13 protein-coding genes and 1 other RNA gene are annotated in these 14,142 nt (G+C 63.2%); 10 read left to right on the top strand and 4 right to left on the bottom strand.

The features are described from left to right. Positions 1–24: 24 nt before the first annotated feature. A complete protein-coding gene (locus tag GGR38_RS19295; RefSeq protein ID WP_343059176.1) occupies positions 25–1,203 on the bottom strand; it encodes a glycosyltransferase in 1,179 nt (392 codons plus the stop codon). Positions 1,204–1,213: 10 nt separating this feature from the next. Then, positions 1,214–1,786: a helix-turn-helix domain-containing protein gene (locus tag GGR38_RS19300; RefSeq protein WP_172341450.1), complete on the bottom strand. Its 573-nt coding sequence runs from the start codon at positions 1,784–1,786 to the stop codon at positions 1,214–1,216. A gap of 108 nt (positions 1,787–1,894) precedes the next feature. Here GGR38_RS19300 and GGR38_RS19305 point away from each other — a divergent pair, with 108 nt between their 5' ends. Further along, the gene (locus GGR38_RS19305) at positions 1,895–2,368 is read left to right on the top strand and encodes a DUF6456 domain-containing protein (RefSeq protein ID WP_183627789.1); all 474 of its coding nucleotides are present in this window, start codon (positions 1,895–1,897) and stop codon (positions 2,366–2,368) included. 225 nt (positions 2,369–2,593) lie between these two features. On the opposite strand, the gene GGR38_RS19310 is transcribed toward GGR38_RS19305, so the two are convergent. Beyond that, a complete protein-coding gene (locus tag GGR38_RS19310; protein WP_183627796.1) occupies positions 2,594–4,387 on the bottom strand; it encodes an ABC-F family ATP-binding cassette domain-containing protein in 1,794 nt (597 codons plus the stop codon). Positions 4,388–4,530: 143 nt separating this feature from the next. On the opposite strand from GGR38_RS19310, the gene GGR38_RS19315 reads away from it, so the two are divergent. From GGR38_RS19315 to GGR38_RS19325, 3 genes are all read left to right on the top strand, one after another. Continuing rightward, positions 4,531–4,860 carry a PepSY domain-containing protein gene (locus tag GGR38_RS19315; RefSeq protein ID WP_425497072.1) on the top strand — a complete coding sequence of 110 codons (330 nt, stop codon included), beginning with the start codon at positions 4,531–4,533 and terminating at the stop codon, positions 4,858–4,860. A gap of 83 nt (positions 4,861–4,943) precedes the next feature. Further along, a complete protein-coding gene (locus GGR38_RS19320) occupies positions 4,944–5,612 on the top strand; it encodes a response regulator transcription factor (protein WP_172341453.1) in 669 nt (222 codons plus the stop codon). 93 nt (positions 5,613–5,705) lie between these two features. Beyond that, on the top strand, positions 5,706–7,022 hold the full coding sequence (locus tag GGR38_RS19325; protein WP_183627864.1) for a sensor histidine kinase: 1,317 nt from the start codon (positions 5,706–5,708) through the stop codon (positions 7,020–7,022). A 76-nt stretch (positions 7,023–7,098) separates the two neighbouring features. Here the strand turns inward: GGR38_RS19325 and GGR38_RS19330 are convergent, their stop codons facing one another. Continuing rightward, positions 7,099–7,419, bottom strand: coding sequence for a chorismate mutase (locus tag GGR38_RS19330; RefSeq protein ID WP_172341454.1), 321 nt, complete (start codon positions 7,417–7,419; stop codon positions 7,099–7,101). A 74-nt stretch (positions 7,420–7,493) separates the two neighbouring features. Here GGR38_RS19330 and GGR38_RS19335 point away from each other — a divergent pair, with 74 nt between their 5' ends. From GGR38_RS19335 to GGR38_RS19360, 6 genes are all read left to right on the top strand, one after another. Further along, positions 7,494–8,525 carry a polyprenyl synthetase family protein gene (locus GGR38_RS19335; RefSeq protein WP_183627798.1) on the top strand — a complete coding sequence of 344 codons (1,032 nt, stop codon included), beginning with the start codon at positions 7,494–7,496 and terminating at the stop codon, positions 8,523–8,525. Between the two features lie 253 nt (positions 8,526–8,778). Continuing rightward, a complete protein-coding gene (gene hrpB / locus GGR38_RS19340) occupies positions 8,779–11,226 on the top strand; it encodes an ATP-dependent helicase HrpB (RefSeq protein ID WP_183627800.1) in 2,448 nt (815 codons plus the stop codon). 33 nt (positions 11,227–11,259) lie between these two features. Continuing rightward, positions 11,260–11,538 (top strand): ETC complex I subunit, encoded by a 279-nt coding sequence (locus GGR38_RS19345; protein WP_183627802.1) that lies wholly within the window; start codon positions 11,260–11,262, stop codon positions 11,536–11,538. 48 nt (positions 11,539–11,586) lie between these two features. Next, positions 11,587–11,679: signal recognition particle sRNA small type (gene ffs, locus GGR38_RS19350), an RNA gene on the top strand. A 323-nt stretch (positions 11,680–12,002) separates the two neighbouring features. Continuing rightward, a complete protein-coding gene (locus GGR38_RS19355) occupies positions 12,003–13,790 on the top strand; it encodes a DNA polymerase III subunit gamma/tau (RefSeq protein WP_246405041.1) in 1,788 nt (595 codons plus the stop codon). Then, complete coding sequence (locus GGR38_RS19360; protein WP_183627806.1) at positions 13,791–14,126, top strand: YbaB/EbfC family nucleoid-associated protein; 336 nt, start codon at positions 13,791–13,793, stop codon at positions 14,124–14,126. Positions 14,127–14,142 lie beyond the last annotated feature (16 nt).

Raw genomic sequence — 14,142 nt, forward strand, 5'->3', positions numbered from 1 at the left:
TCGAGACCCTTTGCCCGCCGTAGGCTAAATCGCTTCCTGCCAAATTTCCCTCAATTTCATCGCATTGGCTTCCCAGCTAAACCCCGCCACCTGCGCAGCTACATCTGCCTGATCAATCGGCGCGGCCAGCAATTCCCGAGCCGCCGTTGCAATGGCGTGAGGTGTGCGCAAGGCAATCCGGCCCGCCGCCGGAGAAGTGATGACCTCGCGCCCGCCGCCAATATCCGGGATGATCAGAGGCGCCCCGCAGGCCATCGCCTCGATCCAGACATTGGCCAATCCCTCGCGTTCGGATGGCAGCACAACGGCGTCGGCGGCGCTCATCAGCAGGGGCAGGGCGTCATGGCTGACCTGTCCGAGAAAATGAACGCGGGCGGCAAAAGGTTCGGCAACCTGACGCAGGACGGTTTCATAAGCACCGGTACCGGCCAGCGCCAGATGCGCATCGGGCAATTCCTCCAAAGCGCCAATGGCCAGCGCCTGCCCCTTGATGGCGATCAGCGCGCCGGGGCACACCAGCAATGGCGCGCCATCGGGAATCGTCAGGCCGAGCTTTTCCGGCAACGCGCCACGCGCCTGCGCCCGAGGCGTGGGCGTAAACCGCTCCCGGTCCAGCCCGGTGTAATGCACGCGCAGCTTGGCCTTATCCATCCCCAGCGCCACCATGTCGCGCCCAAGAGCGCCCGAGACGGTCAACAGCGCCGACGCCTGATCCGCCGCCGCCAGCATCTGCGCCAGCGCCGCCGGTCGCCCGCCCCAGTAATGGATGTCCGATCCCCGCGCCTTGATCGTCAGCGGCAGGCCTAATTCGCGCGCGATGATCGCGGCGGCGGGGCCATCGGGAAAGAAAAACTGCGCATCGACCAGATCAAAGGGCTTTTCGGCATGGAGGTGCCGCACCAGAGGCAGCACTGCGCGTGTAATCCGCGCCGGATTGCTATCGCTCCCGATCATCGGGATCAGCGTGAAACGCGGATGCAAGACTGTGAGCCCGCCCAATTCCGATTGCGCAGGGCATTGCGCCCAATCCCGATAGGGCTGGCGCAGGCTGAGCGGAAAAGGAGGCAGGCCGATGGGGTTGATCATCGTCAGATCAACCCCGCCCAGCCGGTGAAGTGCCGCCATCTGATTGGCGACGAATTTGCCGAACCCCCCGCGCACGGGCGAGGGGAACAGGGTGGAAATGGAAAGGACGCGCATCATGCGCGGGTGATTACAGCTTCCTCACTAACATTTCGGCAACAGCCAGCCATGGCGGACTGTCGATCACCAACTGGCGATGGCCGATGCCGGGAGGCAGCAGCGCGATCCGATGCTCGTCGCGATCGATCAGGCGGCCAAAAACGAATCGCCCTCCCGGACGCGGAGCAAGCACGTCACGGTTAACCAGTTTGGAGAAACTCTCCGGCTGCATCTGGCGCAGCCAGATCTGGTCGCCGCTGCGGTAATCGCCCGCGCCGGTTTCCACCGACATGGCCATTTGCGTGCCTTCGCCCACCAATTCGGATGGCAGGATGGCATCGCGCGGTGTGGTCAATGCCTCGGCCCCGACATCGGTCAGGCGAGCGACCATTTTGGCCTGTTCGGCAGCATCGCCGCGCACCAAAAGCTCCGGATCAACCTCAAGTGCGAGGGCAATCCGGTTCATCCAGATGAGCGAAAGATTGCGCGTGCCGGTTTCCAGCCTGCCAATCGTCTGCGCCGTTGTGGGCGGTGAACAACGCGCGGCCACATCGGCCAGCGTCATGCCCTTTTGTCTGCGAATATCACGTATGCGGTTAATCATGACTAGCCGACCCCTCGAACCAATCCGGTTTTTTCACTTTCCTACAATTCGCCCGGTTTGGCAAACTCTTTGCAGGGAATGGCGGAACAAACCTAAGGAGATAGTACTATGAATCGTCAACTTGTCGAACGGGAATTAACCGCACAGGGGGCGGGACGCGGAAAATCTCGCCGATTGGGGCGCAGCGTGACGGTTAATTTGTGCGAATCGCCCCTCACATGGCTCCATGCGCGCGGTCATCTGACCGATCACGAATATGATGCGGGCGAGCGGCTGCGCGCCGATTGGGAAATGGCGCAGCTCAGCCCCAATATTTCAATGCGCTGGGACCCCGTCACTATCCGGGGCAGCCGTCATGAGCGCGATCTTAACCCCACCGAGCGCCAGATTGCCGCCAAGGCCCGTTTCGACGGTGCGCTTGCGGAGGCGGGTAAGGGCCTCTCCGACATCCTCTGGCGTGTCGTCTGCGCGGGCGACAGTCTGCCCGTAGCCGAAAAGGCGCTCGAATGGCCTGCGCGGTCGGGCAAGCTGGTGTTGAAGCTGGCGCTTGACCGGGTGGCGGGGTTCTATCGGATCGGGTGAGGGGGGAGGGGCTTTTGTGCCTCCGGCGGGCAAAGGGTCTCGACCCTTTGCAATCCCGTTACTGTATTCGTTGTGCTTATGATCAACCTTGTGCAACCTTGCCGCGCCGCAGGCTTTTAAACCGCTTCGCGGAACAGCGCATTCTAGCAATCTAAGCGCCAAATTAACGGGATCGCAAAGGGACCCAAGTCCCTTTGCCCGCCGGAGGCAAAAACCTCCCGCCCTTTATCCCTCCACCATCTCCGCCAATTCCAGCCAACGCTCCTCGGAGGCATCCTTTTCCGCGCGGGCCTTGTCCAGCGCCGCTGTCAATTGAGCAAAGCGCGCCGGGTTCTGGGTATAGAGATCCCCATCCGCCAACGCCTCCTCCAGCTTGGCAATCTCGCCGTCCAGCGCCTCGATCCGCGCGGGCAGCAGGTCGTAATCGCGCTGGTCTTTATAGCTCAGCTTGACCTTATTGCGCGCCGGCATGACCACGGGCGCGGCCTCGGCTTTGTCCGCCACAGCCGCCTTCTTGGCCGCCGGAGCATTGCGCTGCTGGCGCTGCTTTTCCCAATCGGCATAGCCGCCCGCGACGATATCCACCCGGCCCGAACCATCCAGCCCCAGCGTGACCGTACAGGTGCGATCCAGAAAGTCGCGGTCGTGCGATACGATCAGCACCGTGCCGTCATAATCGGCGATCACTTCCTGAAGCAGGTCGAGCGTTTCCAGATCGAGGTCGTTGGTCGGTTCGTCCAGTACCAAAAGATTGGAAGTTCGCGCAAATTCGCGCGCCAACAGCAAGCGCGACCGCTCGCCGCCCGACAGTGTACCCACCCGCGCCTCGATCAGGCCGGGGTCGAACAGGAAGTCCTTGAGATAGCCCTGAACATGCTTCTTCTCGCCGCGCACATCGACCCAGTCGCCGCCCTCGGCCAGCACATCGCGAATGCGCTTTTCCGGGCTCAAAAGGCTGCGCTGCTGGTCAATCATCACGCCCGACAGCGTCTGGGCCAGCTTGACCGTGCCGATGTCCGGCTCCAATTCTCCGGTCAGCATTTTAAGCAAGGTGGTCTTGCCCGCACCATTGCCGCCGACAAGGCCGATCCGGTCGCCGCGCTGGATGCGCAGGGAGAAATCACGGATGATCGTGCGGTCGCCGAATTTCTTCGACACATTCTCGGCCACGATCACCGATTTGGTTTTTACATCGTCGCTGGCCAGCTTCATCTTGGCCGCGCCCTGCACCGACAGCATCGAGGCGCGCTGCGCCCGCATCTGATAGAGCTTTTCCAAACGCCCCTGATTGCGCTTGCGCCGCGCTGTGACGCCCCGCGAAAGCCAGTGCGTTTCCAGCTTCAGCTTGGCGTCCAGCTTTTCGGTCGCCCGCGCCTCATTGGCGTAAACCTCCTCTTCCCACGCCTCATAGCCGCCAAAGCCTACCTCGCGCCGCCGCATAGACCCGCGATCCAGCCAGAGCGTCGCCCGCGTCAGGCGCGTCAAAAAGGTGCGGTCATGGCTGATGACCACGAAGGCGCCGGTATAACGCTGCAACCAGCTTTCCAGCCAGTCGATCGCCGCCAGATCCATATGGTTGGTCGGTTCGTCCAGCAGCAGCAGGTCCGGCTCGCTGGCCAGCGCGCGACAGATCGCCGCCCGGCGCCGCTCGCCGCCCGAGGCGCTGGCAGCCTCACGCATCAGGTCGATGCCCAACTGGCTGGCGATGGATTCCACCTCATATTGGGGCGGGGCGTCCGGCCCCTCCAGGCAATAGTCAAGCAGGCGCGGGCATCCGGCAAAATCCGGGTCCTGTTCCAGCACGACCACCTTGGTGCCCGGCTGGATGCTGCGATTGCCCTTGTCCGCGTCCAGCGTCCCCGCAATCAGGCGCAGCAGCGTGGTCTTGCCCGCACCATTGCGCCCGATCAGCGCGAGCCGATCACGCGGGCCGATGAAAATGTCGAGGTCGCGAAAAAGCCAGCCCGATCCCTGGATCAGGCTCAGTCCTTCCCAGCTGAGAATAGGTGCAACTGCCATGGGCGCGCGTTAGGCAGTGCCCGACGGGAAGGCAAGCAATTCGCGTCTTTTTATCGCCCCCTCTTGCCTTCTATGGCTGGCTGAACAATCGCTATGTTCTCTATTCACATCGCGTTCAATCGCAAACGGATAACCCGCATTTCATGTTCACACGGCTCACCTCTATGATGATGATGGCCCCTCTGGCGCTCTGGGCGGTGGTGTCGGCGCTGGCTTTGCCGCCTGTGCCGATGGCCCATGCCGGGCCGGGCGAGGCGCAGGGCGAGGCCCGCCGTGAAATGCGCGCGGGCAATGTGCGCTCGCTGCGTGAAATTGAAACGCATGTTTTGCCGATGATGGCGGGCGCGCAATATCTGGGCCCCGAATACGACCCGTTGGCCATGGCCTATCGCCTGAAATTCGTGAAGGACGGGCGCGTGGTCTTTGTCGATGTCGATGCGCGTTCCGGGGAAATCCTGCGCCAGCGGCGCTGATCCCTGCTCCCTTGCGCTTGACGCGGCGCGGCCTCGCGCCCATCTCCCTTTGTTAATCCGACCTAATAATAAGGAAGTGCCAGATGCGGATCCTGATCGTCGAGGATGAACCCACGCTGGGCCGCCAGCTGAAAACCACGCTGGAGCAGACCGGCTATGCGGTCGATCTGTCCACCGATGGCGAGGATGGCCATTTCATGGGCAGCACCGAGGATTATGACGCGGTGATCCTTGACCTTGGCCTGCCCGAAATCGACGGGCTGACCGTCTTGTCGATGTGGCGCAAAGAGGGGCGCAAGTTCCCCGTTCTGGTGCTGACGGCGCGCGATTCGTGGTCGGACAAGGTGGCGGGCCTTGATGGCGGCGCCGACGATTATCTGGCCAAGCCGTTTCAGACCGAGGAACTGATCGCCCGCCTGCGCGCGCTGATCCGCCGCGCTTCGGGCAATTCCTCGTCCGAGCTGATCGCGGGCGATGTGCGTCTCGATACGCGTTCGGGCCGTGTCACGCTGGCGGGCGAGCCGGTGAAGCTGACGGCACAGGAATATAAGCTGCTGTCCTATCTGCTCCATCACAAGGGCAAGGTGGTGTCGCGCACCGAGTTGATCGAACATATTTACGATCAGGATTTCGACCGCGATTCAAACACTATCGAGGTGTTTGTTACGCGCATTCGCAAGAAGCTGGGCGCCGATGTGATCACCACGATCCGCGGGCTGGGCTACAGCCTTGACGAGCCTGCGCGCGGATAAACAGCCATGGCCAGCGCCCAAGCGCCGGAAACAGCAAAGAGCGATACGCGCAAGGTTGACGGGATAAAATACACCGGCAGCCTTGCGCGGCGCATGATGCTGATCGCGGTGGGCTGGATCTTGGTGCTGCTGTTGGCGGGCGGTCTGGCGCTGGACCGGGCGATGACCGCGATGGTCACGCGCAATTTCGACGAACAGCTCGGCTATATGCTGACCGGCATGATCGGCAGCGCCGAAATCGGCCCCGATGGCGAGGTGTTCTTCAACCGTCCCCTTGGCGATCAGCGCTTCCTTGAACCGAACAGCGGCCTCTATTGGCAGATCAGCGGCAAGGGGCATGAGGATTTTCCCAGCCGCTCGCTCTGGGACCGCACGCTGAAGATCTCGGCCGATCATCAGGACACGCAGGCCCATATCTTCGATTCGAGCCAGTTTTCCGGCGAGCCTCTGCGGATCATGGAGCGCTCGATCATTCTGCCGGGCAGCAATACGACATGGTGGTTCGTGGTGGCCGAGAGCCGACATGAACTGGACGCGCAGATCCGCCGTATCCGCACGATCCTGATTGACAGCTTTCTCGTGCTGGGCCTTGGCCTTGTGCTGATGGCCGCGATCCAGAGCTGGTATGGCCTATCGCCGCTGCGCCGCGTGCGTCTGGCCATTGCCCATATGCGCAGCACCGGGGCCAACCGGGTCAGCGATCCGCTGCCGGTCGAGGTGCAGCCGCTGGTGCAGGAATTGAACGACCTGCTCTCGCATAACGAACGTCAGGCCGAAGAGGCGCGCACCCATGCGGGCAATCTGGCCCATGCGCTTAAAACGCCGCTGACGGTGTTGCTCAACGCGGCGCAGGCCAAGGAGCCCGATCTGGCCGAATCGGTGGCGCGCGAAACGGCGGTTATGCGCCGACAGGTCGAACACCACCTTGCCCGCGCGCGCGCCGTAGGGCGGCGCGGGGCGGGGCAGGCGCGCACGCCGGTGTGGGATGCGGCCAAATCGGTGATGCGCGCGGTCGAGCGACTCTATCCCGATGCGCGTTTCGATCTGGACGGATCGCATGACGCACAGGTCGCCATCGAGCGGCAGGATCTGGACGATCTGCTGGGCAATCTGATCGAAAACGCAGCTAAATACGGCGGAGGCAGCGTCTTTGTCACCGTCGATGCGGGCGATAAGGGCGAGCTGGTCGAAATCTGGGTCGAGGACGACGGCATGGGCATCCCCGAGGTTGAGCGCACCCGCATTTTCGACCGCGGCGCCCGGCTGGATACGGGCAAGCCGGGGACCGGGTTGGGGCTGGCGATTGTCCGCGATGTGGCGGAAATCTACGGCGGAAATGTCGATCTGGACGAAAGTGAGGATTTGGGCGGGTTGTTGGTGAAGTTGCGATTGCCCAGGGCGAGGGGATAGTTGGGGAAGAGGTGCCTCCGACGGGCAAAGGGACCGAGTCCCTTTGCCCGTCGGAGGCATCTTTAACCCCTAACCCTTACTCGCCCAATTTGGCCTTCTCATGATGCCGGATGACTTCATCAATGATGAAGCGCAGGAATTTCTCCCCGAAATCAGGGTCGAGCTGCGCGTCCTCGGCCAGTTTGCGCAGGCGTGCGATCTGGCGCTCTTCACGGCCGGGGTCGCTGGCGGGCAGGGTGTGGGTGGCTTTATATTCGCCCACGGCCTTGGTGATACGGAATCGTTCGGCCAGAATGTGAATCAGCGCGGCATCGATATTATCGATGCTGGACCGAAAGGAGGCCAGAACCGGATCGGTGGTGGCAACAAGGCTGCCCTGATGTGACGTTTCAACCATAAAGCGCCGCTAGCATGAGACAATGGTCGATTCCAGCCTTGCCTTTGCGCAGGATGCGGCGCAATGCGGGCCCGATGACTGCCCAACCCGTTTCCTTGACTGAACTTGGGGTGCCCATGGACGCGCCCCAGCCCTCGATCGACCCTTTGCTGGCGCTGACGGCCAAGGGGATGGACGAGGTGAACGCCGTGATTCTGAGCCGGATGGAAAGCGAGATCCCGCTGATCCCGCAGCTTGCCGGGCATCTGATTTCGAGCGGTGGCAAGCGTCTGCGCCCGATGCTGACGGTCGCGGCGGCGGAACTGGTGGGTTATACCGGCGGCGCGCAATATGCGCTGGCTGCGGCGGTTGAGTTCATTCACACCGCCACGCTGCTGCATGACGATGTTGTCGATGGCTCGGACCTGCGCCGGGGCAAGGCGGCGGCCAATATTATTTACGGCAATCCGGCCACGGTGCTGGTGGGCGACTATCTGTTCAGCCGCTCGTTTGAACTGATGGTTGAGGCTGGGTCGCTGCGGGTGCTGGATATTCTCAGCCGTGCATCCTCGATCATTGCCGAGGGCGAGGTCGATCAGTTGACCGCCCAGCGCAAAATCGAGACCAGCGAGGAACACTACCTCTCGATCATCGCCGCCAAGACTGCCGCGCTCTTCGCCGCCGCCTGCCGTATTTCAGCGGTTGTGGCCGGGCGCAGCGATGCTGAGGAGCAGGCGCTCGACGACTATGGCCGCTACCTTGGCGTGGCGTTCCAGTTGGTGGACGATGCCATCGATTACGACTCCGAAGCCGCCGAAATGGGCAAGGGCAAGGGCGACGATTTCCGCGACGGCAAGATGACCCTGCCGGTCATCCTCGCCTATGCCGCCGGCACCGAGGACGAAAAGCAGTTCTGGCGCGACGCCATCGCCGGTTTCCGCGCCGAGGATGAGGATCTGGCCGAAGCCATCGCCATCATCGCCCGCCACGGCACCGTCGAGGCTACTCGTCAGCGCGCGGCCGATTATGCACAGAAGGCGATTGATGCGTTGAGCATTTTCCCTGCCGGCGAGATGCGTTCGGCGTTGGAAGAGGCTGCGCTGTTTTCGGTGGCGCGGCGGTATTAAGAGGTAGTTGGCCTCCGGCGGGCAAAGGGTCTTGACCCTTTGCAATCCCGATACTGTATATGTTGGGCTATAGGTTCAGCCTTGCGCGACCTTGCAGCGCAGCAGGCTATTAAACCGCTTCGCGGAACAGTGCCTCGATGCAAACATCGCGCAACCCCATAACGGGATTGCAAAGGGACCCCGCCCTTTGCCCGCCGGAGGCATCTAAAAGCCCGACTTCCCTTTTCCCCTAAAATCCATATGACGCAAACCCGTGCCAGACCTCCCCATTCATACCGTCCTGCCTGAACTCCTGAAGGCCCTGCGCGATCGCCCCAATGCTGTGCTGATCGCGCCGCCCGGTGCGGGCAAGACGACGAGCGTGGCGCCTGCGTTGATCCGCGAGCCGTGGTGCGATGGCAAGGTGATCCTGCTTTCGCCCCGGCGCGTTGCCGCCCGCGCGGCGGCCGAGCGTATGGCCGAGATGATGGGCGAGAGGACGGGTCAGACAGTGGGCTATCTGACCCGTCTGGACAGCAAGCAGTCGGCTGCAACGCGCATTCTGGTCGTGACGGAGGCGATTTTCGTTGCCACCATTCTTGCCGACCCGGAGCTTGGCGGCATTTCCGCAGTTCTGTTCGACGAGGCACACGAGCGCAATCTTGACAGTGACTTAGGCCTCGCTCTTGCGGTAGAGTGTCAGCAGGTTCTGCGCGAGGATCTGCGTATCATCCCCATGTCGGCCACGATTGACGGCGAGCGTTTCGCCGCTTTGCTCGGGCCCGATACGCCGGTGATCGAGAGCGAGGGGCGGGCATGGCCGCTGACTATCCGCTGGCTGGGCGCGCGAGCCGAAGCGCGCATCGACGAGCAGATGGCCAGCGCCATCCTGACCGCGTGGCGCGAGGAAGAGGGCGACATTCTGGCCTTCCTGCCCGGCGTTGGCGAAATCTCCCGCGTGGCGGAAAAGCTGGAGGAGCGGTTGAAGAATGTGCCGATCCTGCCCCTGCACGGCCAATGCGAGCCGCAGGACCAGCGCGCCGCAATCCGCCGCGATTCGGATGGCCGCCGCCGTATCGTGCTGGCCACCAGCATTGCCGAGACTTCGCTGACGCTCGATGGCGTGTCGGTGGTGGTCGATTGCGGCCTGTCGCGCCGACCGGAATATGACAAGGCGGCGGGCGTTACGCGTTTGATCACCACGCGATCCTCGCAGGCCGCCGCCGCCCAACGCGCGGGCCGCGCCGCGCGTCAAGGGCCGGGCGTGGCCTATCGTCTGTGGGAGGAGGCCGCCCATGCCGGTCGCCCTGCCTTCGATCCGCCCGAAATGCTGACCAGCGATCTGGCGCCTTTCACGCTGGCGCTGGCGCAATGGGGGGCGCTTGATCCGGGCGCGATGGCGTGGATCGATGCGCCCCCTGCGGCGGCCCTTTCGGCCGCGCGGGCCAAATTGGTCAGCCTTGGCGCGCTGGATGGCGACCGGATCACCGATCATGGCCGCGCGATGGCCAGCCTGCCGATGGGGCCGGAACAGGCGCACATGCTGCTCTATGGCGCGGCGCGCGGGGCGGGGGAGACGGCGGCTATGCTGGCCTTTTTGCTTCAAGAGCGCGCGCTGGGCGGGCGGGGCGAGGATCTGCTGACGCGGCTGGATCGCTGGCGCACGGATCGCTCGGCCAAGGGCGATGCGGCGCGGCAAATGGCGAAACAATGGGCGCGGCGGGCCGAAAAGCTGGTCACGCGCTTCCCAGGCGAGGCGCCGCCTGCGGGGGTGCTGCTGGCCGAAGGGTTCCCCGACAATCTGGCCAAGCGGCGTGATGTCAGCGGCGAGGAATGGCTGGCGGCGGGGGGCAGGGGGCTGGTGCTCGATGGCCTGTCCTCGTTGGCCCGCGCCGAATATTTGGCCGTGGGCGAGGCGCAAGGCAGCGCTAAAGGCGCGCGGATCACCGGCGCGATTGCCTTGACCGAGGCGGAAGTGCTGGAACATCTGGCCCATCGGATCGAGCGGCGCTCCACCCTGCGCTGGGTGGCCGATGAGCGGCGGGTCGAGGCTTTGCTCGAACGGCGACTGGGCGCCTTTGTATTTATGCGGGGCAGCGATCCCAAGCCTGATCCCGCCGCAATCACGGCTTTCCTTTGCGAGCGGATCAGGGCCGATGGGCTGGGCCTGCTGCCTTTGGGGCGTGCTAGCCTCGCCCTGCTCAAGCGAGCACGTTTTGCCGGGGTGGAGGCGTTGAGCGAGGATGCCTTGCTGGCCGATCTGGAGGATTGGGCGGGGCCGCAATTGAAACGGCGGTTGGATACGGTGGAACCGGGCGCGCTGCATCAGGCGCTGCTCGACCGTTTAGGCTGGGATGGGAAGCAGACGCTCGACCGGCTTGTGCCCGGTGAATTTCGCAGCCCGGCGGGCAGCACCCATCCCATCGACTATGACGACGCAGGCGGGCCGTCGGTCGAGGTGCGCGTGCAGGCGCTGTTTGGCCTTGAGCGCCATCCCACCTTCGGCAATCCGCCCCAACCCTTGCGGCTTTTGCTCACCTCGCCGGGGGGCAAGCCGATCCAGACCACGATGGATCTGCCCGGATTTTGGCGCGGATCGTGGCGCGATGTGGTCAAAGATATGAAGGGGCGATACCCCAAACACCGCTGGCCTGACGAACCTTGGGCGGAAGACCCCAGCCTGAAGACGAAAAACGCGTTTCAGGCCCAACGTCGCACTTGATTTATGGCGCGATTCGCTGGCATGGCAGCGCTTATGACCGCACGTATCTTTCAGCGCCCGAAGAACGCCATGCAGTCCGGCAAGGCCCTGCTGGACCAGTGGATCCTCGAATTCGCGCCCAACGAAGCCCGCCGCCCCGACCCCCTGATGGGCTGGCCCGGCAGCGCCGACACGCAAAATCAGGTGAACCTCAAGTTCGCCTCGCTGGATGAAGCGAAAGCCTATGCCGACAAGCATGGCATCCTCGCCACCATCCACGCTACCCCGCCGCGCCGCCTTAAGCTGCAGGCTTACGCGGATAATTTCCGCTAAGCATCAAAGGGGCTTGCCTTTCGCGGCAAGCCTCGCCATAGGCCGCTCCGGGAGTCGGTCGGACGTTGCGTCCGCCAACCTGGTCAGGTCCGGAAGGAAGCAGCCACAACGGAAATGCCGCGGGTCGGCCGGCTCCTACGTTACAAAGAACCAGCTTTCGGGCTGGTTTTTTTGTTTGTGCGGCGGGATTATGCCTCCGGCGGGTGCTTTATGCCTCTGGCGGGCAAAGGGTCTCGACCCTTTGCAATCCCATGACTGGGGTGGTGCTTGGTTTGCGACCATGCGGTTTTGCGCGAAGCGCTTTATTTATAGCCTCCGGCGGTGCGGCGTTGCGCTTCGTTACATTGGGGCGCGACAAAGACAGTAATGGGAGCGCGAGGGTCTAGGCCCTCGCATTTATCCCTTCTTCTTTCCCTGCAACCCATTCGACAAACCTTTCCCCAAGCCCTAGTTAGACAGACATGATGACTGATTCCTCTGACATGTTCGGCGGCGACGATGACGGCGATGATCTGCCGTGGGACGATGACGCGCCAGAAGCGCAGCCCAGCGCGGCGGAACTGGAAGACGCGGGGCAGGAAAGCATGTTTGGCGCGCCCGATCCGGCGCCCACCTCCGCGCCCGTGGTTTCGGCTCAGCCCTATCGTGTGCTGGCGCGCAAGTATCGCTCGCAGACTTTTGCCGAGCTGATCGGTCAGGACGCGATGGTTCAGACGCTGGCCAATGCGATCAAGCGTGATCGATTGGCCCATGCGTTTTTGATGACCGGCATTCGCGGGGTGGGCAAGACATCCACCGCGCGCCTGATTGCCAAGGCGCTCAATTGCGTGGGGGCCGATGGCAAGGGCGGCCCGACGATCTCGCCCTGCGGCGTGTGCGAGCCCTGCGTGGCGATTGCCGAAGGGCGGCATATCGACGTGATCGAGATGGACGCGGCCAGCCATACCGGCGTGGACGACGTGCGCGAGATCATTGAGGCGGTGCGCTATGCGGCGGTTTCGGCGCGCTACAAGATCTATATCATCGACGAAGTTCACATGTTGTCGCGCAATGCTTTCAATGCATTGCTCAAGACACTTGAGGAACCGCCTGCGCATGTGAAATTCCTTTTCGCGACCACCGAGGTCGACAAATTGCCGATCACCGTCCTGTCGCGGTGTCAGCGCTTTGACCTAAAACGCATCCCGGCCAAATTGCTGGCAGAGCATTTCGGCGCGATCTGCGAAAAGGAAGGTGTGGCCATCGAGGCCGAAGCGCTCGGCATGATTGCCGAGGCGGCCGAAGGTTCGGCGCGCGACGGGCTGTCGATCCTCGATCAGGCGATTGCCCATGCTGATCTGGCCAGCGATTCCGACCATACCAATGTCACCGCCGAGAGCGTGCGCGAGATGTTGGGGCTGGCCGACAAGAGTGTGCAGCGCAAACTGTTCGCCGCCTTGTTGAATGGCGATGGCGGCGCTTTGCTCGATCTGGTGTCGGCACAATTCGCTTTGGGGGTTGAACCTATCGCCCTAATGCGCAGCGCGATGGAAATCACCCACCGCATCACCGTGGCGCAGGTCGGGCGCGGCGAGGTCAAGGCCGTTTCCGAGGATGAGCGCAAGGCCATCGAGGATTGGGCCAAGCGTTTGCCCCCCGGTCAGTTGCACCGTCTCTGGCAATTGCTGATCAAGGGGCATGACGAGGTCAAGACCGCGCCCGCGCCCTTGGTGGCGGCGGAAATGGCGCTGCTGCGTTGCCTTCACGCAGCCGATATGCCCGATCCGGGGCAATTGGTGAAAAAGCTGGAAGGTCTGGCCGCGCAGGCCGTGGCCATGCCGGCGCGCGCTCCGGGCGAACCGGCGCAGGCCCCTGCCGCTCCGGCGATGAACTGGCGCGAATTGGTCGAGCATGTCGAGCATTACTCGATCCCGATGGGGGCGATGATGCGCGGACAGGTGCGCGTGGTGGAACTTTCCCCCGCGCGGCTGGTTTTCGAGCAGGCTCCGGGCTTCGCCATGAATATCGTCGAGGACCTGCGCAAGATCCTGCGCGAGGTGACCGGCGATCTGTGGGAGGTTGAGCAGCGCGGCGAAGGCGGCGAACCGACCTTGATGGAGGTTGAAGCCAAGGCCCGCGAGGCGCAGGTCAGCCAGCGCCAGCAATCGCCCCTGATGCAGGCCGCATTGGCCGCTTTTCCGGGGGCGCAGGATATTACCGATGAAGGACAGTCTGGCGGTTTTCAGCGCCGCCAGTCCTATGGGAGCCGTTAAATGAAGTCGATGGAAGAAATGATCAAGGCCGCCCAGCAGGCCGCCGAAACGATCCAGAAACAGATGAATGAAACCCAGTCGAAGCTGGACGCGATGGAAGTTGAAGGCAGCGCGGGGGGCGGTCTGGTCAAGATCCGCGCCAGCGCCAAGGGCCGCGTGATCGGCGTCTCGGTTGATGACAGCCTGCTGGTGCCTGCCGACAAGGGCATTCTGGAGGACCTGATCGCGGCCGCGTTTAACGATGCGCGCGCCAAGGCCGATGAAGTTGCCGGGGCCGAACTGGCCAAGGCGCAGAGCGGCATGGGTCTGCCGCCGGGCTTCAAGCTGCCGTTCTGATCATGAAAATGCAAAT

Origin of the sequence: Novosphingobium sediminicola, from assembly GCF_014196525.1 — a bacterium.
GTDB classification, from domain to species: Bacteria; Pseudomonadota; Alphaproteobacteria; order Sphingomonadales; family Sphingomonadaceae; genus Novosphingobium; species Novosphingobium sediminicola.